Annotated in this window: 26 protein-coding genes and 1 pseudogene; 10 read left to right on the top strand and 17 right to left on the bottom strand. The window is 39.6% G+C overall.

Going from position 1 to position 26,376, the window contains the following annotated elements:
- Nucleotides 1-49: 49 nt before the first annotated feature.
- From AC1M9K_RS04420 to AC1M9K_RS04410, 3 genes are all read right to left on the bottom strand, one after another.
- Nucleotides 50-409 carry a hypothetical protein gene (locus tag AC1M9K_RS04420; RefSeq protein ID WP_228133217.1) on the bottom strand — a complete coding sequence of 120 codons (360 nt, stop codon included), beginning with the start codon at nt 407-409 and terminating at the stop codon, nt 50-52.
- Nucleotides 410-645: 236 nt separating this feature from the next.
- Nucleotides 646-1,074 (bottom strand): hypothetical protein, encoded by a 429-nt coding sequence (locus tag AC1M9K_RS04415; RefSeq protein WP_180028908.1) that lies wholly within the window; start codon nt 1,072-1,074, stop codon nt 646-648.
- Between the two features lie 77 nt (nt 1,075-1,151).
- On the bottom strand, nt 1,152-2,561 hold the full coding sequence (locus tag AC1M9K_RS04410; protein ID WP_035264271.1) for an FAD-binding oxidoreductase: 1,410 nt from the start codon (nt 2,559-2,561) through the stop codon (nt 1,152-1,154).
- A 352-nt stretch (nt 2,562-2,913) separates the two neighbouring features.
- Here AC1M9K_RS04410 and serA point away from each other — a divergent pair, with 352 nt between their 5' ends.
- The 3 genes from serA (at nt 2,914) to AC1M9K_RS04395 (ending at nt 6,143) form a co-directional block, all read left to right on the top strand.
- Nucleotides 2,914-4,146: a phosphoglycerate dehydrogenase gene (gene serA / locus AC1M9K_RS04405; RefSeq protein ID WP_035264273.1), complete on the top strand. Its 1,233-nt coding sequence runs from the start codon at nt 2,914-2,916 to the stop codon at nt 4,144-4,146.
- A 135-nt stretch (nt 4,147-4,281) separates the two neighbouring features.
- Complete coding sequence (locus AC1M9K_RS04400) at nt 4,282-5,151, top strand: EamA family transporter (RefSeq protein ID WP_481588619.1); 870 nt, start codon at nt 4,282-4,284, stop codon at nt 5,149-5,151.
- Nucleotides 5,152-5,264: 113 nt separating this feature from the next.
- The gene (locus AC1M9K_RS04395) at nt 5,265-6,143 is read left to right on the top strand and encodes an EamA family transporter (protein ID WP_481588618.1); all 879 of its coding nucleotides are present in this window, start codon (nt 5,265-5,267) and stop codon (nt 6,141-6,143) included.
- A gap of 36 nt (nt 6,144-6,179) precedes the next feature.
- On the opposite strand, the gene AC1M9K_RS04390 is transcribed toward AC1M9K_RS04395, so the two are convergent.
- The 3 genes from AC1M9K_RS04390 to truB form a co-directional block, all read right to left on the bottom strand.
- On the bottom strand, nt 6,180-6,638 hold the full coding sequence (locus AC1M9K_RS04390) for a hemerythrin domain-containing protein (protein WP_035264279.1): 459 nt from the start codon (nt 6,636-6,638) through the stop codon (nt 6,180-6,182).
- Between the two features lie 148 nt (nt 6,639-6,786).
- The gene (locus tag AC1M9K_RS04385; RefSeq protein ID WP_092766679.1) at nt 6,787-7,554 is read right to left on the bottom strand and encodes a sulfite exporter TauE/SafE family protein; all 768 of its coding nucleotides are present in this window, start codon (nt 7,552-7,554) and stop codon (nt 6,787-6,789) included.
- Between the two features lie 12 nt (nt 7,555-7,566).
- Entirely contained in the window at nt 7,567-8,472 is a 906-nt protein-coding gene (gene truB, locus AC1M9K_RS04380) for a tRNA pseudouridine(55) synthase TruB (protein WP_035264283.1), read from the bottom strand.
- Nucleotides 8,473-8,618: 146 nt separating this feature from the next.
- Here truB and AC1M9K_RS04375 point away from each other — a divergent pair, with 146 nt between their 5' ends.
- The 7 genes and pseudogenes from AC1M9K_RS04375 to AC1M9K_RS04345 all read left to right on the top strand — a co-directional run bounded on the left by AC1M9K_RS04375 (nt 8,619) and on the right by AC1M9K_RS04345 (nt 16,624).
- Complete coding sequence (locus AC1M9K_RS04375; RefSeq protein WP_481588617.1) at nt 8,619-9,659, top strand: lipase secretion chaperone; 1,041 nt, start codon at nt 8,619-8,621, stop codon at nt 9,657-9,659.
- 37 nt (nt 9,660-9,696) lie between these two features.
- On the top strand, nt 9,697-10,683 hold the full coding sequence (locus tag AC1M9K_RS04370) for an esterase/lipase family protein (protein ID WP_481588616.1): 987 nt from the start codon (nt 9,697-9,699) through the stop codon (nt 10,681-10,683).
- Nucleotides 10,684-10,966: 283 nt separating this feature from the next.
- Nucleotides 10,967-11,950 carry an esterase/lipase family protein gene (locus AC1M9K_RS04365; protein WP_481588615.1) on the top strand — a complete coding sequence of 328 codons (984 nt, stop codon included), beginning with the start codon at nt 10,967-10,969 and terminating at the stop codon, nt 11,948-11,950.
- A 221-nt stretch (nt 11,951-12,171) separates the two neighbouring features.
- On the top strand, nt 12,172-13,161 hold the full coding sequence (locus AC1M9K_RS04360; protein WP_481588614.1) for a lipase family alpha/beta hydrolase: 990 nt from the start codon (nt 12,172-12,174) through the stop codon (nt 13,159-13,161).
- 158 nt (nt 13,162-13,319) lie between these two features.
- Entirely contained in the window at nt 13,320-14,294 is a 975-nt protein-coding gene (locus AC1M9K_RS04355) for an esterase/lipase family protein (protein WP_035264290.1), read from the top strand.
- 228 nt (nt 14,295-14,522) lie between these two features.
- Complete coding sequence (locus tag AC1M9K_RS04350) at nt 14,523-15,500, top strand: lipase family alpha/beta hydrolase (protein ID WP_481588613.1); 978 nt, start codon at nt 14,523-14,525, stop codon at nt 15,498-15,500.
- Between the two features lie 143 nt (nt 15,501-15,643).
- Nucleotides 15,644-16,624 (top strand): annotated as a pseudogene (locus tag AC1M9K_RS04345) (lipase family alpha/beta hydrolase).
- 60 nt (nt 16,625-16,684) lie between these two features.
- Here AC1M9K_RS04345 and rplS read toward each other — a convergent pair.
- The 11 genes from rplS to AC1M9K_RS04290 all read right to left on the bottom strand — a co-directional run bounded on the left by rplS (nt 16,685) and on the right by AC1M9K_RS04290 (nt 26,337).
- Nucleotides 16,685-17,056: a 50S ribosomal protein L19 gene (rplS, locus tag AC1M9K_RS04340; RefSeq protein WP_004787066.1), complete on the bottom strand. Its 372-nt coding sequence runs from the start codon at nt 17,054-17,056 to the stop codon at nt 16,685-16,687.
- 179 nt (nt 17,057-17,235) lie between these two features.
- Nucleotides 17,236-17,976 carry a tRNA (guanosine(37)-N1)-methyltransferase TrmD gene (gene trmD / locus AC1M9K_RS04335; RefSeq protein WP_092766672.1) on the bottom strand — a complete coding sequence of 247 codons (741 nt, stop codon included), beginning with the start codon at nt 17,974-17,976 and terminating at the stop codon, nt 17,236-17,238.
- 26 nt (nt 17,977-18,002) lie between these two features.
- Nucleotides 18,003-18,551, bottom strand: coding sequence for a ribosome maturation factor RimM (rimM, locus tag AC1M9K_RS04330; RefSeq protein WP_035264305.1), 549 nt, complete (start codon nt 18,549-18,551; stop codon nt 18,003-18,005).
- 18 nt (nt 18,552-18,569) lie between these two features.
- Entirely contained in the window at nt 18,570-18,827 is a 258-nt protein-coding gene (gene rpsP / locus AC1M9K_RS04325; RefSeq protein ID WP_035264308.1) for a 30S ribosomal protein S16, read from the bottom strand.
- Nucleotides 18,828-18,971: 144 nt separating this feature from the next.
- Nucleotides 18,972-19,436, bottom strand: coding sequence for a type IV pilin protein (locus tag AC1M9K_RS04320; protein WP_171260680.1), 465 nt, complete (start codon nt 19,434-19,436; stop codon nt 18,972-18,974).
- Nucleotides 19,420-19,917, bottom strand: a complete 498-nt coding sequence (locus AC1M9K_RS04315; protein ID WP_092766670.1) for a type IV pilin protein — start codon at nt 19,915-19,917, stop codon at nt 19,420-19,422. The genes AC1M9K_RS04320 and AC1M9K_RS04315 overlap by 17 nt, the downstream gene beginning before the upstream one ends.
- Before the next feature lie 9 nt (nt 19,918-19,926).
- Nucleotides 19,927-23,598, bottom strand: a complete 3,672-nt coding sequence (locus AC1M9K_RS04310; protein WP_481588612.1) for a PilC/PilY family type IV pilus protein — start codon at nt 23,596-23,598, stop codon at nt 19,927-19,929.
- Nucleotides 23,599-23,610: 12 nt separating this feature from the next.
- Complete coding sequence (locus tag AC1M9K_RS04305) at nt 23,611-24,354, bottom strand: pilus assembly PilX family protein (RefSeq protein WP_481588611.1); 744 nt, start codon at nt 24,352-24,354, stop codon at nt 23,611-23,613.
- Nucleotides 24,351-25,388 carry a PilW family protein gene (locus AC1M9K_RS04300; RefSeq protein WP_481588610.1) on the bottom strand — a complete coding sequence of 346 codons (1,038 nt, stop codon included), beginning with the start codon at nt 25,386-25,388 and terminating at the stop codon, nt 24,351-24,353. The genes AC1M9K_RS04305 and AC1M9K_RS04300 overlap by 4 nt, the downstream gene beginning before the upstream one ends.
- On the bottom strand, nt 25,388-25,906 hold the full coding sequence (gene pilV, locus AC1M9K_RS04295; protein WP_481588609.1) for a type IV pilus modification protein PilV: 519 nt from the start codon (nt 25,904-25,906) through the stop codon (nt 25,388-25,390). Before pilV ends, AC1M9K_RS04300 begins: the two co-directional genes overlap by 1 nt.
- Nucleotides 25,906-26,337 (bottom strand): pilus assembly FimT family protein, encoded by a 432-nt coding sequence (locus AC1M9K_RS04290; protein WP_481588608.1) that lies wholly within the window; start codon nt 26,335-26,337, stop codon nt 25,906-25,908. The genes pilV and AC1M9K_RS04290 overlap by 1 nt, the downstream gene beginning before the upstream one ends.
- Between the last annotated feature and the right edge of the window lie 39 nt (nt 26,338-26,376).

The following is a 26,376-nucleotide window of genomic DNA, read 5'->3' as shown; positions in this document are numbered from 1 at the left end:
AAAAGGCATAACTCATTATGCCTTTTTAAACCGAATTTCTGGTCTGATGTCATGGACAAAGCGCAGTTTGGAAAGATTTTGTATTTTTTCCTCGCACACATTTGTATTCCGTTTTCTTATTAACTTGCTGCCATTTACCATCGTTCAATTTAAAACTATAGATAAAGCGCTCGGCAGCAATTGAGTCATCCATCAAGCCTGTTTGTGTCACTTTGACTTCGGCTACGGTCGGTGCTTCGGCACGATTAAAATACTGACGTAATTCAACAGTCGCAAGCTCATTGCGTAATTCAGGATGTAGCTTCAAGACTTGCTCTAAAGGAGTGTCATTCCCATGTACTTTAGAAATAACATTTTTCGTAGTAGCACACCCCGTGAGCATCATACTAACTAGACCAACTGTGGTCATTATTTTCATCATCATTGTTTTACTCAGTTTGCCATTGATCTTTTACATATGATGTTCTGAACTGTTGTGACAAAAAAGAACAGATATGTATGTTATTTTTTCTAAAGCACATTAAAAATGATTAATAGAACGAGAAATACGAATAAAAAATGCAGCATATTGATGCTACATTTTTGAATTTAATCAGTTCAAATGACGCTCGTAACAATTTTATGGAAAATTTCGAAAGTAAATTTTTAAGGGCATAATTTATTATGAAAGTTTGTAGTATCTGGTCCACGACCACATTTCCAAGTTTCATCTTTTGATATTTCTTTCCACTCACTATTAATATATTCAAATTGGTAAGTTTCACGTTGTGCAGAAACAGAGTCATCCGCTAGTCCACCATAGGTGACAGTTACTTTTGCATGAGATTTTCCAGATTCAGGTGTATCGAATTCCTGTTGTAAATCTACTGTTCTCATATCTTCAAAGCTTTGAATTTTCCGATACACTTGATCTAAAGGAGAGTTTTGAACAGAATTGGCATTTTGTTTCGACGTTTCTACTTGACCAGCTACAGAATTATGATTTTTAGTATTGATCTCATTCGACTGTTTTTGACCTATACATGCATTAAGTGAAAGTGCAATTGCACTTAGAAAAATTATTCTTTTTAACATTAAAATTTCTCATGAAATAAAAAAACAGCATGACAAGCATGCTGTTTTTTAGACCTTATTTATAGATAGATTTTGTTTCACAAATCAAATAATTTACCTGGATTCATAATCCCATTTGGATCAAATACTTGTTTGAGCGCTTTCATATATTCAATTTCTTCAGCTGAACGTGTGTACTCAAGATATGGCTTCTTCGTCATACCTACACCATGTTCCGCAGAAATTGAACCATCATACTTTTTCACAGTATCAAATACATACTTGTTCACCACCTGACATTTCGCAAAGAATTCATCTTTGGTTAAATTTTCAGGCTTTAAGATATTTAAGTGCAAGTTACCATCGCCAATATGACCAAACCAGCAGATTTCAAAGTCAGGATAATTGTCAGCAACAATTGCATCAATTTCTTTAATGAATGCAGGTACGTGTGTGATGAGCACTGAAATATCATTTTTGTATGGGATAAATGGTGCGATTGACTCAGAAATATCTTCACGCAGACGCCACAAGCTTTCTACTTGGTCTAAGCTTTGACTAAGCACGCCATCAAGTACCCAACCTTGTTCCATACAATGCTCAAAGATTTCCATTGCCTTGTCCATAATTGGCTCAAATGGCGCTTCAAACTCAAGCAATACATAGAATGGGCATTCAGTTTCAAATGGACGTTGCACGTGACCATTTGCCAATACTTTTTGCATCGCAAGTTCACCGAAGAACTCGAACGCAGTTAAATCAATTTTCGCTTGGAACGCGTGAAGAACTGGCATCACTGCATCAAAGTCAGGTACACCGAGCACCATTACTTGCAGATCTTGTGGTTGACGCTCAAGTTTAATTTCCGCTTCAGTCACTAAGCCTAACGTACCTTCACCACCAATAAATAAGTGTTGCAACGCATAACCTGTCGCATTCTTGATCATGCCTTTGTTTAAACGCAGCACATCACCTTTACCAGTGACTACAGTCAGACCGAGTACCCAGTTACGTGTCATACCGTATTTAATGACTTTAATACCGCCAGCATTAGTACCGATGTTACCGCCGATTTGTGATGAACCAGCTGAAGCGAAATCAACTGGATAATACATACCTTGTTCTTCAGCATAGTTCTGAAGTTGCTCAGTCACCACACCTGCTTGTACACGCACCATACGGTCTGCTGGGAAGAATTCCAAAATTTGGTTCATCTTGTCCATGCTGACCACGATTTCACCGTTGGCAGCGACAGCCCCTGCAGAAAGACCAGTACGACCACCTGACGGTGTCACAGCAACATTAAATTGGTTTGCTAGTTTCACAATTGCCTGAACTTGTTCAGTCGTCGAAGGAAAAACGATGACTGATGGATTTGGATCAAAATGTTTAGTGTGATCGCGTCCCCAATTTTGTAGGCTGTCCGTATCAGTTTTGATACGGTTTTCACCAACAATTGACGTTAATTGAGTCAATAACTCTGGGGTTAAAGCAACTGGAGCATTCATCGTTTGCAGACCTAGCAAGAAAGATACAAGTTGTAGATTGCTTAAAAAACAAACCTTTAATCAAGATTTTAAAAGCGTATTTGTTAAGCGAATGTGAAGAAAATATCACCACGACTGGATGAGTCAATTTCACGATTGTGCATTATAAAGCATTTTCCCATGAAACCCCGATAAAATCAGACATTTTGCGAATGTTACTTAGATATGATGCAGTTAATTCAACCGCAGTTTGTCTGATAAGGACTATATCTTGCAAAAATATCCATAGCTCAAGTCATAAAGGAAATGTATATAGCACGCTCACGTATGCTATCATACTGCCACTAAATTTGGCCTTTGTAGCGGAGCCGTAATGAGCCAACATCTCTCTTTGCCTAAAGATAAAATTCGTTTCCTATTGTTAGAAGGCGTTCACCAAAACGCAATCGACACTTTGAATGCTGCTGGATACACCAACATCGACTATCGTAAAACTGCGCTTGAAGGTGAAGCGCTGAAAGAAGCGATTAAAGATGCTCACTTCATCGGTATTCGTTCGCGCACACAATTAACTGAAGAAGTTTTTGAAGCTGCGAATAAATTGATCGCGGTCGGTTGTTTCTGTATTGGTACAAACCAAGTGAACTTGAATGCTGCGATGAGCCGTGGTATTCCAGTGTTCAACGCACCATACTCAAATACTCGTTCTGTTGCTGAACTTGTATTAGCTGAAGCTATTCTTCTCCTTCGTCGTGTACCTGAAAAATCTACAGATACACATGCAGGTGGTTGGAACAAATCTGCAGTAGGTTCATTTGAAACACGCGGTAAAACTTTAGGTATTGTGGGTTACGGTTCAATTGGTTCACAACTTTCTGTACTTGCTGAAAGCATGGGTATGAAAGTGATTTACTTTGATACAGTAACAAAATTACCTTTAGGTAATGCTCGCCAAGTTGGATCAATGGGCGAACTTCTTGCCAATGCTGATGTTGTATCACTACACGTGCCAGATGTTCCTTCTACACGTAATTTCATGACCAAAGAGCAATTTGCTCAGATGAAACAAGGTTCAATCTTCATCAATGCTGCACGTGGTACATGTGTAGTAATTGAAGATTTAGCTGATGCTCTGAAATCAGGTCATTTGGCTGGTGCTGCTGTTGACGTATTCCCGAAAGAGCCTAAAGCGAACGGTGAAGAGTTTATCTCTCCACTACGTAATATCCCGAACGTGATTTTAACACCGCACGTGGGTGGTTCTACGATGGAAGCTCAAGCAAACATCGGTCTAGAAGTTGCAGAGAAATTCGTTGCTTACTCTGACAAAGGTATGACATTGTCAGCAGTTAACTTCCCTGAAATTGCGCTCCCATTGACTGAAGGTAAACACCGTTTACTTCACATTCACAAAAACATTCCAGGCGTGTTGTCTAAAATTAACAACCTGTTTGCTGAACACGGCATTAACATCTCAGGTCAGTCTCTTATGACCAAAGGTGATGTGGGTTATTTAGTCATGGACGTTGATGCTACAGCTTCTGCTGAAGCACTTGATACACTTCATAACGTAGAAGGTACAATCCGCGCTCGCGTATTGTTCTAATCTCTAATACGTTTGGAAAACCACAGCTTTTTCGAGCTGTGGTTTTTTTATGGTGTTTCATCTGAGTTGACGTAGGCTCCGCCAACTTAGATGAAAGATATCCCTTTCTAATCTAACCACCATACGTTTAAAACCATGTCTTTGTTAAAAATAAACCCGCAGTTACAAGCACTCGGTTTGTTATTGATCGCCATGATCAGTCTACAAAGTAGTGGTTCATTAGCAAAAGTTTTGTTTGAACAATTCCCGATCATTACTGTGTCAGCTCTACGTCTGACATTTAGTGCTGTGATTTTGGCGCTTATTTTTCAAGTTTGGAAAATTCAATTTAAACAAATTAAATGGACAGCCATTGTCAGTTATGGTGTCGCATTAGCTGGCATGAATATGTTGTTCTATCTTGCCATTGATCGTCTTCCACTCGGTTTAGCAGTTTCATTTGAATTTATTGGTCCACTCAGTGTGGCCTTATATTATGCGCGTCAAAAGTTTGATTTTATTTGGGTTAGTTTGGCCATTATTGGACTGATCCTTTTATTTCCCTTTGACCAAGCCAAACAACCTTTGGATTTACTTGGTGTATTTTTTGCGTTGGCAGCTGGCGCATGTTGGGCACTTTATATTATTGCTGGTCAGCGGCCTTCGGGAGTTTCAGGTAATCACACCGTATGTTTAGGCATGTTTGTTGGAAGTATCATTCTCATGCCGATCGCCCTCAGTATCGGCTTGCCAGCAAGCGTATTTGAAATTAATCATCTAATGTTATTCATCACTTTAGCGATACTCGCCAGTGCTTTACCCTTTACTTTAGAAATGATTGCACTACGAAATCTAACAGCATTAAGTTTCGGTACCCTGATGAGTATTGAACCAGCTGTTGCCGCATTATCTGGTTTTGTATTTTTGGGTGAGCAATTGTTATGGAATCAATGGCTAGCATTGTTTACCATCATTTGTGCCTCAATTGGCTGCACCTATACCACTCAACACGCCAAACAAAAATGATCTCATACTTAATTTAAACTACATTTTCCATGATGGATTTAAGCACTGTGGTCATCATAATAATGTTAAAATTTGAGCAGTCTCACTCTTTTTAATTCGGCTTCGTTTTCCCAATGCCAAATGCTCAACTCACTGCCGTGCTGTTCATGGTCTTATCCATGATCGCCTATCAAATTAGTGCATCCTTCGCAAAGCAACTTTTTGAAGTTTTAGATCCATTTACTGTGGTCACTTTACGTCTATGCTTTGCATCAATTATGGTTGTATTGATGTTCCGTTCATGGAAAATTCTTCGTCGCCTTCCTTACTTAAAATGGAAAGATCTTCTCTTTTATAGTGGTTCAGTCGCTTTGATGAATGTCTTGTTTTATGCATCATTAGGAAAACTACCACAAGGGATTGCAGTAGGACTTGAGTTCTTAGGACCACTCACCTTGGCTTTACTATCAATTCAACAACGAAGTGATTACATTTGGGTCATCCTGGCAATTTTCGGTGTAGCACTGATGGTGCCTTGGCAAGATGCCAATGCGACTAACTTTTCATATCTTGGTGCTGCTATGGCCATTGGTGCAGGCATTTGTTGGGCATTCTATATTTATTTTGGACAGAAAGTCGTTCGGCAGAATATCGGCATGCATGCTCTCAGCATTGCAATCGTCCTCTCAGCGTTGACATTATTACCGATCAGTATGGTTCATAATCCATACGCATTAGTTCAATTTGAATATTGGTCACAAGCCATCGTCATTGCGCTTTTGGCTACAGCCATTCCCTATGCATTGGATTTATTGGCATTAAAGAATTTAAGTAAAATGTCTTATGGAACGCTATCAAGTTTGTCACCAGCATTAGGTGCATTGACAGGTTGGTTACTGTTGAATGAACACATTACCTTATTACAAGCCGTTGCTTTGGGTTGTATTATGATTGCATCAATTGGTGTTACTTATCGCGCTGCTAGAATGAAATCACATGGTATAGAAACATAAAAAAAGATGGCACATGCCATCTTTTTTATCATGGGATTAAACCAAGCTGTCTTTATCTAATTTCTTATATTTCTTATATTCAGTTTGATATTTTTTAGCCAAACTCTCTTTTTGTTTATCCTCTAGAATTTTTCCTGCTTGCTGAAAAAAACCATGCTCTTCTTCTTCAAGATGATGATGAACGGTTTCTGACAATTTTTTCGCGATGGCTAACCATCCTGGATTACTGAATTCAGTTTCGGTGAGTTGCTCAAGTAATTCGTCCATTTCATGATGTTCAGCTAATGCATGACGCGTAATATTCAAACCTGAATCGGTCATCATCAGTGGAATATAGAAGTATCGGTCTTCTGCCACTGCATGAGCAAACAATTCATTTTTTAGCTGCTCAAATAATGTTCGGCGTTCTGGCGTATCCCCTGAAGTTTGAACCAGCTTCTCAGCAAGTTCACGTTGAACATCATGACTTTCACGTAAAGCTTCAAAAATATTCATCTTGTTATCCTGTCTTATAAATATGATTTGAAAAAAGAAAAACTTGAATGATCTTCAAAACACTCAACTTACTATAAGAGCTTAGGCGATAACTTCGAGATAGGTTTAAGAAGCGATTTGTATAAAAAAGTTTAATGTTGAGAATGGTTTACATTAAGAACATCTGATAACTTAATCGAACAATTAAAATAGATACTAGAATTAAAAACAGAATACGAATAAAACCGCTACCGTATTTAAGCGCCAATTTCACCCCCACAATCGAACCAATCATATTAGCAACAGCCATCATGGCACCCACTGCAAATAAAATGTGGCCTGCAGGAATAAAGAATGTAAGAGCGGCTAAATTGGTCATCACATTACCAATCTTGGCCAAAGCTGCTGCATGCAAAAAATCGACTTGTAAATATCGAATAAAATAAAAAATAAAAAAACTTCCCGTTCCCGGACCGAATAATCCATCATAAAACCCAATCGCCAAACTTCCTATTCCAGCCAAGATCAGAATTTTAGTGTTTACCGTTTGTGCAATATGAACTTGCCCAAACTCCTTCTTTGACAATGTGTAAATTGCCATCACAATCAGCATCACCAAGACAAAGGGCTGCAAGATTGATTTCGGAATCATGGAAACACTGGCAGCTCCCGCAAAAGAACTGATGGCAGCACATATCGCCACCACTAGTAATAACTTCCATTCAAACTTAACTTTTTTAGCGAAAGTCCACGCGGATGTTGCTGTTCCAACAACCGCAGCTAGCTTATTGGTGCCAAATAATGTTGCTGGCGCCATATGAGGAAAAGCACTCATCAATGCTGGAATCTGAATGAGACCACCACCACCGACTGCTGCATCAATCGCGCCTGCGCAAAATGCAAAAAAAATCAGGCTGAGGATGATGTCTAATTCCATAATTGAGTTCGCTTATAAATTTAATACACGTTTAGGAACTAGACGTTTTTTATCAGTAATTTCAGCTAAACCTAAACACTTTTTTTCATCAAATACGAGGACTTGAGATTCGGCAGGATGATCAATATTACTTTCCATCCCACGACAGAAATATTCTGCACGACCTTCTGGTACTTGAACCTTTGGAAAATGATCGACAGGCGCATAAGCAGGTAACAACAATGCTTCACGTTGTTGTTCAGTTAGACTTTCTAAGTATTCAATGGTGTACTCTGGCACAATACCAAAATGTCCAGTTTGAATACGATGTAAATATGTTAAGTGCCCATAACTTCCTAAAGCTTGAGCAATATCCTCTCCCAATACTCGGATATACGTTCCTTTTGAGCATGTCACATCCAAAGTAATTGAATCTTGAGTGAAAGACATTAGTTCAATCGCGAAAATATGAATTGGACGAGCCTCACGTTCGATTTCAATTCCTTTACGTGCCAGCTCGTACAAAGGACGACCTTCTTTCTTTAAAGCAGAATACATTGGAGGAACTTGTTGAATGTCTCCAACGAATTGCTGAATCACGCTTTGAATTTTATCTTCGTTAAGTTCAATCGGTTGTGCCTCGAGCAAAACTTCACCCTCGACATCACCTGTAGTTGTACTATTTCCCAATTGAATCGTCGTTTGATAACGTTTAGTAGATTCCAGTAAAAAGTGTGAAAACTTGGTCGCTTCACCTAAGCAAATCGGGAGTAAGCCTGATGCTAATGGATCTAAAGCGCCAGTATGACCACCTTTTTCAGCACGATAGAGCCAACGCACTTTTTGCAATGCTGCATTTGAGCTAATCCCCAAAGGTTTGTTGAGTAGAAATACACCACTTATATGACGTCGAGTAATTTTTGGAGATTTAGCAGACATTAGATAATATTCAGATCAGTAAAATACTGCTATTTTATCAAATCCATTTATCGAATATTGATTAAATTTTTATGCATAAAATGTGACATTTGTGGCAAATTATTCTACACCATTAATAATAACTAAATGATTTCATAGGATGTGAAATGAATTCAAAAGCTAAATTGAAAATTACTCTGCTGATTGTGGCCTGTCTGGTCGTTTTATTTCTTCTCTTTCAATGGTTGAAACCTGACTCAGCTGAATCTGTTGAAAACTCACAACGAGCAGCACAAGATGCCGAAATTCAATCAGAAAATATGGCGCTACAACAAAGTACAACCGTGAATGGTTCTAGCTTTGCAAGTAAAAGTCAGCAAGATATTCAAATCAATTGTCAAATCCAAACCGATAATGCCAACCGTTTGATTGTGAATGAAAATACTAAGAACTGTTTTGAGTTTTTTATTACCCAATACGGTGAAAAAGAGATTCCGCAAATCAAGGCTGATTTTATTAAATTTGCTCAAAGCACCTATCAAGAACCATTACTAGGTCAACTGACAGATTTATGGTCACGTTATGTTCAATATCGTGAAAAAATGGGAGACCTAACACCACCAAACCATGACAAAGAAAGTGCGCAGTATTACAAAGCTATTTTTAATCAGATGAAATCATTACGTAAACAATTTTTTTCAGACTATGAAATTGAAGGTTTATTTGGTATCGAAGATGAATATCATGATTATACCTTGGCTCGCATGAGTGTCATGGAAGATAAAAATTTATCTGAAAAACAAAAAGCCGATAAATTAAAAGAACTGTTCAATGATCTACCTGAAGATTGGAAAGAAAATTTAAAACAACTTTCTCAACTCGAAGATCTTCGTCAATTAACTGCAGAAATTAAAGCTCGTGGTGGTAGTGCAGAAGAAATTCGTCAAATGCGTCTCAGCTTAGTGGGTCCTGAAGCAACACAACGTCTAGAAAATCTTGATGGACAGCGCTCAAATTGGAAAAGCAAGGTCAATCAATATTTATCTGAACGTGACAGCATTGTAAAAAGTAATATGAGCCCTAGTGCAAAGCAGGAAGCTGTACAACGCCTCCGTTCTCAACATTTTAATAATTCACAAGAGCAACTTCGGGTAGAAACATTCGAGCAAGTTCATGATCAAGGCGGTCAACTTCCTTTTGCCGATTAATCTTTTCAAGGAACACATTCATTCACAGGGAAGAACGATGAAAAACTTAAAACTTAAATTGATACCTACGACGTTAGCATTCGTCACAACGCTATGCTTATCAAGCTCATTCACTGCCCACGCAGGTCCGGGATTACTCGAAGTAAATGAGACAAAGATGGGTAGTTATGCAAAAACCAAATATCCTATTGTGATGACACACGGTTGGTTAGGCTGGTCTCGCATAGGCAATGAAACATTTAATATTGACTATTGGTATCAAATCTTACCTGATCTATCGCGCAATGGTGCACGCGTTTTTGCAGCACAACTCTCACCTGCTCATACGACTGAATTTCGAGGAGAACAATTAATTTCTCAGGTTGAAGAAGTAATTGCGATCACTGGGCAGAAAAAGGTCAACCTGATTGGTCATTCGCACGGCGGACCGACTGCGCGTTATGTTGCAGCAGTAAAACCCGACTATGTTGCTTCTGTTACTGGTGTAGGAGGGACTTTCAGAGGTTCTATGGTCGCAGATAAAATTCAAAATAATGAAGCAACTCGAACAATATTTAATATTTTAGGGGATTACATCATTCCCCCATTAATTGCTTATGCACAAGGTCGTCCTGATATGCCGATCAGCTTTGATGCTTCGATGAAATCATTAACTGAAACAGGCTCTGCTGCATTTAATGAACGTTTTCCAACAAAAGCTCTCGCGTCAAGTTGTACTCGTTTAGGCAACCCAATAGACAACGGAATCTTTTATTATTCTTGGACTGGTGTTGCACAAACCACCAACCTCTTAGATATCGATACCATTTTAATGCAGCTAGGACCTTTAGCGTATGGCAATAAAGATAATGATGGCATGGTTGGGCGCTGTAGCACGCATATTGGAAGTGTAATTCGTGATGATTACAAACTAAATCATACCGATTTAGCTAATATGATGTTCGGTCTCAAAGGTTTATTTGCCCCAGATCCTATTTCACTTTATCGCCAGCATGCCAATCGTTTGAAACTGACAGGACTCTAGACGCACAAAATAGCGCAGTTAAATGGAAAGCTATTCATCAGAATAGCTTTTCCGACCATCAGCGACTCTCGACAAAATTTAAATAATGCTTTTTGAACACATTTGCTAATGATTAAATCCTTTAATTATTTAAACTTTTGATTCTTTTTTGCTTTTTATATGTTAATTCGGCAAGCTAAATTGGCATTTTTTGTATCTTGTTGCATTCAATAACATCTTTTAAGGTCTTCTGTATGTTCATCTGGAAGAACATCATAGATTCACTAAAAAACTAGGAATAATAATGAAAATAAAACACATTCTAGGCTCGCTGGTGACAGCGCTATGTCTAACATCTACGACAACTTATGCTACTCAAGCTCAACAGATCAAAGTCTCAAGTGTCAAATCTGATTATGCCAAAACGAAATATCCTATTGTATTCGCTCATGGAATGGTTGGATTTATACGTTTGGGCACTGAAAGTCTAGGCATGGATTACTGGTATCAAATTTTACCTGATCTAGCAAGAAACGGTGCAAACACATGGGCGGCTAGAATGTCTCCTTTCAATTCTTCTGAAGTCCGAGGTGAACAATATGTTCAACAACTTGAAGAAGTCATGGCGATTACTGGTGCTGACAAACTCAATCTGATTGGTCATAGTCATGGTGTAAACTCTGTTCGTTATGCCGCAGGTGTAATGCCTGAACATGTTGCATCGGTGATGACTGTAGCCGGTGCCAACAAAGGCACAATCATCGCGTCAGATGTATTAAAAATCGCAGATAAAACAGGAACATCAGAGCTACTGAATGTTCTCATCAGCACTTTTGGTAAAGTCATTATGTGGGCGCAAGGTCTTCCTGCTGATACGTTCCCACATGATGCGATGGCCGCTGGTGTGAGTACATCTGTTGAAGGAACTGCCTTGTTTAATCAAAAATTCCCTCTCGGTTTACCATTAACCCACTGTGGCGAAGGTGCTTATCAAGAAAAAGGAATTCATTTATATTCAATGACAGGAAACAAGCCTTTTACGAATGCCTTGGATCTAGGTGACCCTGTCATGGTTCTACTTGACCGTTTGTCGGTTCATAAAGCAGGAAAAAATGATGGCATCGTTCCAGTTTGTAGTGCCCATTTTGGTAAAACTATTCGTGATGACTTTCCGTGGAATCATTTAGATGAGGTGAACTTGCTGTTCGGAATTAAAGGACTTTTTGCTCCTGACCCAGTTGCAGTTTATAGACAGCACGCCAACCGCCTTAAATTACAAGGACTTTAAATCTCTAGCTCTTTAATTGAGCAATTGCTTTCAAATTCATTAAGCTGGATTTGAAAGCAGATTCAAATCTTCATCAAGATAGTTCATTGATCAAATCTACCTCTCTTTTTTAACCTTAAAAATTTACCATTCATCTATTCGATATTTAAAATGTGATTTACATCACTATAATCAATTTAACTCTAGGATTAGGGTTTGATAATAAAAAGTTGAGGATGATGATGAAATACAACAAAATTATGGCGTGCCTACTTACGTCTGCAGCTTGCTTAACGACTCAATTATCTAATGCTTCTGCATTAGAAGTGAAACCTGTGACCTCGACACTTGGCAAATACAATACCTACGCAAAAACTAAATACCCAATCGTATTTGCACACGGACTAACAGGATTTGTCCGTCTTGGTACAGAGAGCTTTGGTTTAGATTATTGGCACCAAATCCTGCCAGATCTAGCGCGTAATGGTGCCAATGTCTGGCCTACACGAGTATCTCCATTCAACTCCAACGAAATTCGTGGAGAGCAATTGCTTCAACAAGTTGAAGATATTTTAGCCATTAGTGGTGCACAAAAAGTGAACTTAATTGGGCATAGTCAAGGTGGACCATCAATACGTTATATTGGTGGAACAATTCCTGAACATGTGGCATCCATGACCACTGTCGCTGGTGTGAATAAAGGATCACCTATGGCAGACTTTATCTTGCGTTCAGAAGGAACAGGACTTGATACTGTGCTTGCGACAGCGATGAATTTTGTCTCGGGAGCAATTGTTTGGGCACAAGGATTAAATGCGAAAAGCCTGCCACATGATTCGCTTGCCTCGGCTAAAAGTTTATCTACAGCAGGCTCATTAGCATTTACAGAACGTTTCCCTGCGGGTGTACCAACCACAAAATGTGGTGAGGGTGCATATCAAGTCAATGGCATGCGTATGTATTCATTTACTGGTAATACACCGTTTACCAATGCCCTTGATCCATCGGATTATGCAATGCAAGCGGCATCTTTCATTGTATCTAAGGAAGGTGCAAATGATGGTTTAGTCCCAGTTTGCAGTGCTCGCTTCGGACAAACGATTCGGGATGATTACCGTTGGAATCATTTAGATGAGGTCAATCAAATGATGGGGATGACTAGCATTTTTGCAGCAGATCCAGTATCGGTTTATCGACAACACGCAAATCGTTTGAAACTTCAAGGACTATAATCTTCTCAAGCCTCCATACGTTCATCACGAAATTATGGAGGCTTATCTTAAAAATCGTTCCCTAAAATTTAAATCCACTTTTCTTTCCTCTTGCTTCGCTATACTCTTATTGTGACAACGGAAATTGTCGAGTATTTCAATCCATCTAAGGAATAGAGATGAGAAAATTTATTTTGGGGACATGCCTCTCTTTCGCATGTTTAATTGGCACGAGTTACGCTGCTACAGCACCTGAACAAGTGACTTCAAAATTTCAAACTACTTATGCAAAAACCCAGTATCCAATCGTATTTAGTCACGGAATGTCTGGTTTTATCCGTATTGGCACTGATCCACTCGGTGTAGATTATTGGTATCAAATTTTACCTGATCTCGCCCGTAACGGTGCAAATGTATGGGCTTCCCGTGTATCGCCATTTAACTCATCAGAAATTCGGGGTGAGCAACTTTTACATCAAGTCGAAGAAGTCATTGCACTCACTGGATCGCCTAAGGTCAATCTAATCGGTCACTCTCACGGCGGGCCCACAATTCGATATGTCGCAGGTGTAAGACCTGAATTAGTCGCATCAATGACAGCGATTGGGGCGCCACATCAAGGCTCACCAGTGTCTGATTTTATATTAAAAATTCGTGATACAGCACCAATCCTTGAAACACCTATTGTGGCTGTAGTCAATCTACTGTCTAAAGCTATTATCTGGGCACAGGGACTTGATCCAGCATCCTTCCCTCATGACTCACTTGCGGGAGCCAATAGTTTGAGCTTAGCAGGATCAGCAATATTTAATCAAAAATATCCTATAGGCGTTCCTCAAAACTCATGCTCTGAAGGTTTATATCGTGAACAAGGAATATATAACTATTCCTTTACGGGTATCGGAACGGTCACAAACCCACTTGATGTAGACTCAGCTTTAAAAATTACCAGTTTATTAATTGATGGTGGTCAAGAGAATGATGGTCTAGTTTCACGCTGTAGTGCGAAATTCGGTAAAACCATCCGTGATGATCTCAATTGGAATCATCTAGATGAAGTCAATCAAGTGCTTGGTTTAAAAAGTGTCTTTGCGCCAGATCCAGTCTCGATGTATCGTCAACATGCAAATCGCCTTAAACAACAAGGTCTGTAATATATTTTTTTGTCTGCACTCATCTCTAGATGGGTCCAGACTGTTTAAATAGCCCTCATTAGCATGACATATCTATCCTATAAATGAGTCACCCATCCAATTTATATCAATAAATTTGCACTTTATCTCTTTTTTATAGACTTAAGTCACAATTTTAGTATCTTAAATTATGGCGATGGATATCGTCTGAATCATAAAAATAAACGAATCACTGAATGAGTATCGAAAATGAAACTAAAAAAAATAGTCATGAGCCTATGCATAGGTTCATGTTTTCTTCCTGTTGCACAAGCCTCAACGCAAATTAAAGATTTAGCCGTTAACCATACCGTCAAAATACCTAAATCAAATTATGCACAAACCCAATACCCTATTGTGCTTGCCCATGGCTTATTTGGCTTTGGTAGTATGGTCGGTGTTGACTACTTTTATCAGATCACTCCTGATCTTGCTCGAAATGGTGCAAACATCTGGCAAACACGTGTTTCAACGATGAACTCAAGTGAAGTGCGAGGCGAACAAGCATTGAGTCAAGTTGAAGAGATACTTGCCATTACCGGCAAGCAAAAAGTGAATTTAATCGGACATAGTCATGGTGGTCAGACTGTTCGATATATTGCAGATGTTATACCTGATCATGTCGCATCTGTTACGACAATTGCTTCTGGAAATCAAGGAGCAAGAATGGCTGATATACTAGAAGGTGTTCTGGTAGGTAATATTTTAGAAGCACCTGCTCGCGCGATTTTTGACAATATGGTATCGCCAGTGATTACATTCGCATCTGGTCTTGATCCAAAAGTCTTTCCTTATGATGCTAAAGCAGCCCTACAAAGTTTAGGAACGAAAGAATCACTCAAATTTAGTCAGAATTTTCCAAATGGTGTACCTACAACCCAATGTGGTGAAGGGGCTTATCGTGTCAACAATACTCATTATTATTCATTTATGGGTAACTCTCCATTTAATACCGCTTTAGATCCATCTGATTATGGCATGTTAACTTCTTCTCTTTTGGCTGAAAAAGATGGAGATGGAATTGTAGGGCGTTGCTCTGCTCGATTTGGCAAGGTCATTCGTGATAATTATAAATGGAATCATTTAGATGAAATTAACCATCTACTTGGTTTAAAAAGCATTTTTGCACCAAGTGCTGTAGATGTTTATCGTCAGCATGCAAATCGACTTAAACTCCAAGGGCTATAAAACCTAAACACAAAGGGTGAATTTTTCACCCTTTGTGTTTAGTTTAATAATGATCAAATTTTAGTCGGATTTATCTTATTTTTGTTTAGTTTTTCTTTACAATATTTTTTGACAATAAATATTGTCTTTTTAAGGAAGAAAAAATGAAAACAAAAAAAATGATCCCAGCACTTCTGCTAAGTCTGGTAGGATTATCTCAACTTACATATGCTTCCGGCCTGATCGATGTCGAAGCTAAATACGTAAATACCAATTATGCGCAAACTAAGTACCCTATTGTAATGGCCCATGGCTTTGCATTAGGTTTTAGCCGCATTGGTACAGAACATTTCGGTTTAGATCAGTTCTATCAAATTACCCCTGACCTCGCACGAAATGGTGCACGTGTTTTTGTCGCTCAAATGTCTCCTGTCTAATCAACTGTGGTTCGTGGTGAGCAACTGTTACAACAAGTAGAAACAGCTTTAGCTATTACGGGTAAAGACAAGGTCAATTTGATCGGCCATAGTCATGGAGGACCTACTGTACGTTACGTTGAAGCCATTGCTCCTGAGAAAGTTGCTTCTCTAACTGCTGTTGCAGGCAGTATTAAGGGCTCTCCCCTAGGAGATACTTTCGTAAATAGTAAAGTGCTTAATAGTGTAGCAAAATTAGTTATTGGTGATATTTTGGCACCTGCAATTTCAATTATGGAAGGTAATCCAAGTCTTAGCGTTAATTACGAACAATCCATGTATGATCTTTCTGTAAAAGGTTCTTTAGAATTTAATCAAAAGTTCCCTTCTGCTGCGATCCCGAAAGACTGTAATTCTAACGGTTCATCACAAACGGCTAACGGCGTATATCATTATTCTTGGATTGGTTCTTCAAAGGTGACCAATGTTCTCGATATTTTAGATACCGCAATTGTTGTCTTAGGGACAGCGATTATGCCTAATGAACGCAATCACGATGGTCTCGTGCCTATTTGTAGTGCTAAATACGGCAAAGTAATTCGTGATAATTACAACTTAAATCATTTTGATGAAGTCAATCAAATACTTGGGCTTAAAGGCTTCTTTGCTCCTGATCCAGTATCAATCTTTAGACAACATGCCAATCGTTTGAAGATTCAAGGTTTGTAAGTTTTGATCATAAAAAATGCGCCAAAAGGCGCATTTTTTTGCTTCGAAGCAAGGCTAAAATTAACCTTGTTTACGAGCTGGTAACTTTTCACGAATACGTGCAGCTTTACCAGAAAGTTCACGTAGGTAATAAAGTTTAGCACGACGAACGTCACCACGACGTTTAACTTCGATTTTAGCTACGATTGGTGAATGAGTTTGGAAAACACGCTCAACACCAACACCGCTAGAAATTTTACGTACTGTGAACGCAGAGTTCAAACCACGGTTTTTCTTAGCGATTACAACGCCTTCGAACGCTTGTAAACGTTCACGGTCGCCTTCTTTTACTTTTACTTGGACAACTACTGTGTCACCTGGTGCAAAAGCTGGGATGTCTTGTTTAAGCTGAGCATTTTCTACAGCTTGTACTAAAGGATGCTTACCGCTCATGGGGTATCTCCAATATGTGTGGGTCAGAAGAGGTCTGATATCCACTGGGGCTAGAGGCTAAGGCGCATAGACCCGATTGACTTTCCCTTTATGCTTGACCGCTTCAATGCATAAAGAGCCTATTTAATACTTCAAGCAATATGCTTGAGGTCATATTTGCTTAAATAAATCTAAAAGATTTATTTTTGCGAATCTTTGAGCCATTTCTTTTGCTGCTTAGTCAACTCAACTTTTTCAACCAATTCAGGTCGACGTTCAAGCGTTCGTTGATAGCGCTGCAAAAAACGCCATTTTTCAATATTTGCATGATGACCTGATTTTAGTACCTCAGGCACATCCAAACCTTCAAAATGATCAGGCTTTGTATATTGCGGACAGTCGAGTAAACCATCTACAAATGAGTCTTGAACGTGTGATTGTTCATCAGACATTGCACCCGGAAGTCTCCGAATAATACTGTCCAATAAAACCATCGCAGGCAGTTCTCCCCCAGATAAAACGTAATCCCCTATGGACCATTCCTGATCAACATATTTTTGGATCAAACGCTCATCAACACCTTCATAACGACCACACAATACAATTAATCCGTCATATTGCACGAAATCTTGTACTGAAGGTTCATTTAAGGTTTTACCTTGTGGCGACATATACACCACAGGTACATGAACAGCACCTGCTTGCGTTGCAAGCTCTTTGGCACGATGAATTGCTTTTGCCAATGGCTCAGCCATCATCACCATACCAGGACCACCACCAAATGGACGCTCATCCACTCGTTTGTAGTTCCCTGTTGCAAAATCACGAGGATTAATACAATGAATTTGCATTAAATCGCGTTTCGCTGCGCGACCGCTAATACCAAAACTTGTAATCGCTTCAAACATTTCAGGAAAAAGCGTAATGACTGCAAAAAACATCGCAGACTCCCGTATTTCCGAAAATATTAGTAATCTACGCCCCAATTGACATAGATACGACCAGTTTCGAGATCAACGCGTTGCACCACATCTTTATGCCATGGAATCATTCGCTCTTCGCCATCGACACTGTCAGCAGTTGCGCGAACTACCATCACATCGTTAGCACCTGTTTCAAACAACTCGTGGATTTGACCAAGATTGACTTCTTGCTCTTCATCATCAAGACCTAACACTGTTAGACCCTTTAGATCAGACCAATAATACTCGTCCACGCCTGGTTGAGGCAGTTGCGATTTAGAAATCCAGATATTTGCGCCAACTAAATTGTCTGCTGCAGTACGATCACTCACACCTTTCAGCGAAACAACTAAGCCTTTACCATGTGGCTTCCAACGTTTCACATCTACAATTTGCCAACCTGCTTTGGTCTCGATGTACCAAGGCAGATAGTCAAATATGTTGCTCATAGGTTCTGTATTGGAATAGACCCAGAGCCACCCATTTAATCCATAAGCTGAACGTAGCTGTCCAATCTGAATACGATCTTCGGGAACATTCTGTGTTGGTGTCATGGGCTAGCTTCTACCGTATTAAACAGCAGCTGCAGCTTTTTTAGCTTGAGCAGCTAATGAAGCAACACGTTCAGAAGGTTGAGCACCTTGAGCAACCCAGTGAGCGAAACGATCAGCATCTAAACGAAGTTTTTCTGCTTTACCTTGAGCTGTAGGGTTGAAGAAACCGATACGTTCGATAAAACGACCGTCACGTGCATTACGGCTATCAGTCACGATGATTTGATAGAACGGACGTTTTTTAGCACCACCGCGTGCAAGACGAATAACAACCATGATAGAACCTTATAGTTTTTACGGATTATCCCTGCACCGACCATCGATACATTTCAAACCCCTTTCATAGAGGGCAGTATTTTACGTGAACTTTGATCCGATTGAAAGCTCAAAAATTATTTATCCACATTTTTGAATTTAAATTTATTTTCCATCCCAGTTTGTACTTGAAGAAGGTGTACAAGAAGCTGCTTTCACCCAACATTTTTCATTGGCTTCATTTATGACAAAGTGACCATCTGTTTGCATCAATTTTCCACTCACAGGCACTGCACTCAACACCCAGCTGTTGTTGGTTACATCTGATATACCAACCGTATAGACAGGATCATAATGCGGAACTTCAACTCGATTTTGCGCATTGGTCTGAAATCCCAATTCAGCCAACGTGACTGCTTTGCCATCCGATTTAATATAACTGTAATTCGCAACCTGATAGTGCTGAAGTCGAGCTGCAATATCTGCCAATGTGGTTTTTACTTCGACACGTTTAGTTTTACGAACATATTCTTGGTAGGACGGATAGGCAATCATGGCTAAAATTCCAATGATGACCACTGCAATCATGATCTCTACTAAAGTAAATCCTGAATTACCATTGTTTTGCATTTGCACCACATCCTGTATATGCATTGACTTCTTTTAAGTCATTTTCCACCAAATATTCTGTTTTACAACGAATACCCTGACTCGTCGCCAAAAACGCATCATAGTCTGTCTGCGTTGGTACAGCTCGAATCCCCCATGCCCGTCCCAAGCCCTGATCTGAACTTAATAAGGTTTTAGGTGTTTTTTCACTGATATCGGCAATACTAATCACATATTTTGGTTTCTTCGCATCAGGCAGGGAAATACTCGTCATTGATGTATCTTGATCGTAAATATACTTCGCATCAAAACCTCGATAGGAAAAACTGCGACTTTTATAGCGTTCAAGTTGTTCAATAATTTTGGATACTTCTTGCTGAGCCTGTGCAGCAGCATTACGTTTTAAATAACTTTGGTATGATGGCACTGCGATTGTCATCAATATGGCAATTATCACTACAACAACCATCAACTCAATCAGCGTAAAACCTTTTTGATTCATGGTAACCACCTACTGACGCTCAAACCAGTTATAAGCTTTCAGCACTTTGGTTGTGATGTAGTTGGTATAACCACCGCCCAGCAAAGTCGTTTTCTTTTTACCATTCTGGACAATAGGTACGCTGTTTAGCTTACTAATCCCATCAGACTTAGTGTCTGAGATTTCTGCCACAATTTTATTTTGAAGATTAAACGTTGATCCAGCATCTCCACAAACACCATACGGCAAGCAAAGCTTTAAGGTACGACTTGCTCCTTTAATGCCCCCAGTACATTGGTTCGGTTGTTGTGACGATGCATCATTTGGATTGTATAAAGACACATATAAATCTGAATGACTTGGACTATTTGCGATCGCAATATAACCATTTAATGCTTTAACTGTACCAGTATTCGCTGTTTCGTTTTTAGCCGTTGTTCGTTGCAACACATAGAACCAACCACGCTTATTACGGTTCATCAGATGTGGCACTGTTGTACCTGATAAATTAGACCATGCAGTTAAATGAGCTTCGGTAAGGTTTTGTGTTTTAGCAAAATTCGCTTGAAACAAATTCGGTTGTGCCAAGTCATAATCATGTAACACATAGACTCGATTGTCATAAATATTGCTGGTATTTAATGGAAAGCTGCGATTTCCTGACGCAATACTCACCGCACCAAATCGCTCACCATTCAGATCATGGATGGTCAAAGCAGGCATTTCATAAAAACGTTGGTGATACGTACTAAAATCAGCAAGACGTGTCACTCGTCCAAACGCGGTTGTATTCGTTCCAAGACGATTATTGAGATCGACGCGCCACACTTGCCCACCTAAATCACCAAAATATAGGTGATCGATCAAACCATCCGTATTGCGGTCAAATGCTTTAATTTGACTGACCACACTATATTTCATCTCAGCATGCTTAACATCAACACTGGTTTGATTCGATTGGTTGCCATAGCGTGCATTCCACAATAATTCGCCCGTTTCAGCATCAAAAATATAGACGCCCGCCCCTTGATTAGCTCGTTGACCAGTTAATGCAGATTGAGGCTGATAACCATCCGTTTCATAGGCCATATCATAGCCACCACCCACAATCATGACCGTTTTAACTTTGCCGTCAAAACGAATTTTAGCAATGGTAGGTTTAGACCAACTATATCCCATAGCTTTTAAGGCATCTGATTGATTTGTGCCACTCACTGATGTTGATTTACTCTTTATCGTTCCAGAACTTGGATCAACATGGAAAAGTAATTCAGGTTGGTTCGGATTTTTCATATCCAAGGCATAATAACTACGCCCACCCATGCGCATACCACCATAAATGTTGGCTTTCGCAGCAATAAACTTATTGTTGTTCTGATCAATCTTATATTGAACATCTGAAGTCCATGATCCATCCATGCCATAAATAGGATGCGCAGATGACAATAATGTATTGGACTGTTCAAGTAACGCGTCTCGTCGACTTGGATCTTGAACCATTTCATGAGCTAAGAAACTAAATGCCTCTTCACCAGTTTCTTGATCCACAACATGCAATAATCCTTGCATCGTCCCAAATACCACGTAATCTTTTCGATGAGTCGCATTACGGGTATTCGCTAAAATGGTACCAGACCCCGCGTTATATTTTGCTTCGAGCGTCACCAACAATGGTTCCGAGTGAACAACGCCTCCCATTTGCTGCATCACCTTAAGATCTTTAACCTTATTTAGATCATTCCAAATGTATCCAGCAGGTAAGCTACTTAAGTAGTTTTTATCAAGTCGATAACCCAAAGCCGACAGTAAATAGGGTTGATATACATTTTGTCGCCACCCCGACTTGGTTGAATCAATATAGGTCGCGGCTAGCACATTCTGTGTCGTTAATTTCGTCAGTTGTCCATTCTCAGAACCTACCAATCGTTTTGCTTGATCACCCGTTGTGGCAATCGTTGCATTGGTGAATAACGGACGCGTTTTTATTTTGTCTGTAGCAGTAACACCTGCTAGTGGTGAAGGTGTGGCAATCCGAGAGAACACGCCCCCTTGAATTGCACTCAAACCATCATCTATTCCAGTATTGTTCCAAAAATCCTGCGTATTGGTTCGTATTGCACCTGATCGATCAAGTACCTCTTTCCCCGCACGATCAATCATCACAGCTTGAGCGTTAATACTGTATTTCTTTAAGTTCCCTAACCATAATTGATGTGTGGAAGCCAATACCGAATTTGCTGTGCTCACCTGTGGTTGAAACTGCGGTGCGAACACATAAGGATATGCTGAACTTGTTGATAAACGGTCAAATGGCACCACATAAGTACCAAAACTAGCAGCCTCAAAGTTACCATGAGAGACGGCAACCAAGAAGGTATTCAATGCATTCTGAATATCTTCACCAGAAGTCGCTTGGGTATACCCCCCAATTTCTTGGCGAGTCCCGTAAGTATCCCCTTTACCAATCACATTCCCCAACTGTTTTAATGCTTGAGCATTCATACTATTGGAAATGTCATTTCCAGAACCTGTATAGCTACTATCAAATGTACAATGATCGTATAGCCCGTCATTGTCATAATCACGGCAGGTTTCTCGTGGATGCTTTTGGAATAAGGGACCAAAACCTACAGTAGATGTATAAACACGCTTCTGATTCGCATCGCTGGTCATCTGCGTTTGATTTGCCAAACGCTGAACCATCTTACCTACGCAAGCCCATGAACTACGGTTTTGCCAGGTGGTTTGATTGGCTGACACAGCATTACCAATATCATCTTCATAAAAACGATATGGCTGCGTCGCCATTTCCTTAAACTCGCCATTGAAGGTCGCGGCACCACTGGCACCTTTGGCATTACCGTAATTGTAATAGACATCTTTTAAGGGCGAGCCTTCACAAGTAAAGCTGTCATCTGCCAACGCATTTTGCATGACAGGGAGTACCGTCTTTGGTCTCAAACCAACTGGCGCCCCATCTGTTAAGAAAAAAACACCTTGCGTACTACATTGGGCATCACTGTTATTCAACTTGTTGAGTGGCGCTCTATAACTACCATCCGCTTTGCGAATGTCCGCTGGCGCAAATGATGCTCCAGATAAACCACGGCTATAATTAGAATATTTAGATGAAGGAAGTAAATCGATGCCTTTTAGGTTAGCCCCAAAGGTGCGATTTCCTAGTAAATACGCATAAGTTTCTGAGAGTAATAGTGGTGTGGGCGTACTACCTACGGCTCCAATACTATTAATATTATTGATTAAATCCGTACGGTGAGCAGGTGTAAGTTGTTTTGCTTCTAGTAAGATTTTAGATGAACGAGCATTTTCACCATAGCTTAACCAATCTTCTGTTGTCCCTATTTCACCCGTTGACGTAAACACCGACACCCCAATATAAACATTATCTGGAATACGATAATTTCCTGATAAGTCCTTTGCATTTAAGGCATCTACCAATGAGTTTTTTAAGGCATTTAAACGGCTAACACTTTGACCTTTATAAGTTGCATCTACTGCACTCATACTCATCGAGTTATCAATCGCCAACATGATAATCGGATTATTTTTTGCTACAGGATTTTGATAAATTTGTAGATCACTGGCGTTCATTTGCATTGGGATCGCACCCAATGCCATCACGACTGCAATACTTTGCGCAATCATCTTTTTTGTAAAATGATTCTTTATCTTTTTTTTCACAACACATCCCCATTAAGATTCAGCGCGCTGATAAGCATCAAAAATGTAACTTTGAATTTGGGTGTTATACGGCACACCAATATCCTTTAAACAAGATGAAATGGTTTGTGCATTACCCACCAATGGTGCTGTATGTGGTCGGCGCAAACAAAGATGGATTTCATTCGTTAAATCTGTCGAAGACAATGCGGGTAAGAGCGATGTTGAATAGACTGTTATTTTTTTAGTATCAGAAGGTTGTCCTATACTTTCAGTGTCAGTTCCAACGTTTGCGTTTGAAAGTGGGATATCATGATCACTGTCTGATGGAGGGCTTACGATTACAGACACCTGAGTTAATTGCGCCTTACGAGCACTGGCATAATCCCCATCGTTTGATAAGGAACAAAACCCAGAAACACCATCGACTGAGACATCACTCATTGCTTCATTCCAACGCAATACACTACTGTTGGAAACATTAAACATCGCACTATTGGATTGGTTTCTAAAACAGAATACGACTTCGTCACCTTCATTCTGAATCGAGTAACCAATTAAGCTCAGAGGGTTACCACTGGAGGCAGCATAGCCGCCATGCCCCAATCGATAAAAAACAGTATCGGAAGATTGCATTAACAATTGTTGCGCTTGGCTGTTGGTGGTGATATTCAAACTCACCATACTTTGTCGAATCGCCCAAGTACCAATAATGGTGAGCAGAACTAACATAATCAGTACCACAATCAGCGTTGCACCACGTTGATGTTGAATCATAAGCCCTCCGCTGAATCCATCACACTCATACCATTTCGAATCGCGATCGTTTGTGTAATGACTTGTCGAATAAATTTAGTCGCGACGGTTTTTTGTGCTTTTTTTAATTTTACTTTTTGATCAAGAACTTCAAATTCTTGATGAGGAGAAATTGCTTGATTTTGACCTACATTCTCAGATGACCTTACTAATAAACCGACCTGTATTGAATTGATGCGTGGACGTGGATAAACATTGAGCTTTTTATAATCTTCAATACTTATATATCTTTGCTGTGCCGTATTATCCTCATTAGAAATCCCCAACAGATAGTGAAAGTGATCAACACGATGCATCAAAATTTCACCATTCGTTGTTCCAAAGACAGTCTGTTTATTATTAAAATTTTTTAAAATTTGAGTGCTGTTACGCGTGTACCACCCTGCTTCACAGGCCAAGACCAATGCATCGTGTGGTTCTTTTTGAATATTTGCATTTGCATCTTTACGTAGAAAAAAACGTTGAACAATATATCGTCCAGCATCGTAATTATTACCTTCACAATCCACACCTTGTGTATCAGCATAAAACTGCATGACCAATTGGTCGCTCATTCCCGCTTGAGCAGGTTGTGAAGATTCAGCTGAAACCAACTCTATATTACTCGGCATACCAGATTGCGATACAGGCACAACCTCCGTATTTGGAATATTTCGTGAAATATTGACGGGAATATTGGTCGCATTAAATGCCAAATCACCAGATGTAGGCACCACTGGAGACTGAGCTGAAGTGATAACAATGCCACCATGCGTCAAACGATCATTAATGATATTTACTTGACCATAATTTGCTTTACGAATTTCATAAGTAAGAAAGCGCAGACCAAAGTTGCCGTTATCTTGAACCTCCGACATCCCTTTCTGCATCGTGAATCCCATCTGCCCTGTAAAAAACAGATGTACCGCAGCAGCGGTAATCAATAATCCAAGCACCAAAGCGATCATAAGCTCGACTAGTGTCAAACCTTTTTGTGTATACCTAAGATGCTGCATCAATAAAGCTCCATAACGATGCATTGCGCTTTTGGTAAATAACTTCCACCATGGGTACATGCATCTTTTGCAGAAGCATCATCGATAGGTTTTGTTTTTCCCCAGGCTACGTAAATGCATCGGCGAGATTGCAAATTATTACTGACTTGGCAATTCGGCATTTTGATACTCATACCAAGACCATTGGCATTTTTTATTATCTGGGCAGCATCATAATGGGCAAAATCGGCTGCTTGAACACATGGATTCGTCGTTTCTTTTTGCACACATGATTTGGCTGTAGTTGTTTGTGTTTCTGCATTTATTCTGGCTTGATACTGAGTATAAGCATTTGAGTTCGCACGTATCTTCTCAGATAAGTCACGCGCTAAATTCATGGCTTGTAATTTAGACATTGCTTCATGTGAAGCATCAATTGCGCGCATTTGTAAAAATGAAAACCCCAATACCCCAATGGCCAAAACCAATAAGGCAACTAGAATTTCAATCATTCCTACCCCCTGTTGCGCAGCACGCATTAGCATGTCCCCTCTGCTTTTAAATATTGTGTTCCCATTCTTGTAATTGCTATCGTTTTAGAAACACCTAACACCTTATTACAAATAGAAAAATTTATGTCAGATGTAAAGTCAGAAATTCCCCCATCCATCCAGAATGTGACTTTTTCTTGTGATGAAGTCAATTTATTTTGCGCTTTGGGTGTCCAATGAAAGATTGTATTGCTATCTGATTGATTCGACTGAAGATCTACAGTCACATCTTTTCTTAACAATGTTGCTTGATTACGCGCCATCATCAGCACGCTTGATAATTCACGTACATCTGAATTTAGGCGATATTGCGCAACAAGATTTTTAAAAGATGGAATAGCCATGGTTGCTGTGATTGATAGCACAATTGTGGTAATCAACAGCTCAATAATGGTAAAGCCCCGTTGTAAGTCTTTCATATTCAAACTTTTGTATTTATTTATTAATGTTACAAAAGT

The organism is Acinetobacter sp. 24-47-67 (genome assembly GCF_056779735.1).
The sequence above is the reverse complement of the archived record's forward strand: the minus strand, read 5'-3'. Positions and strand labels throughout refer to the sequence as shown.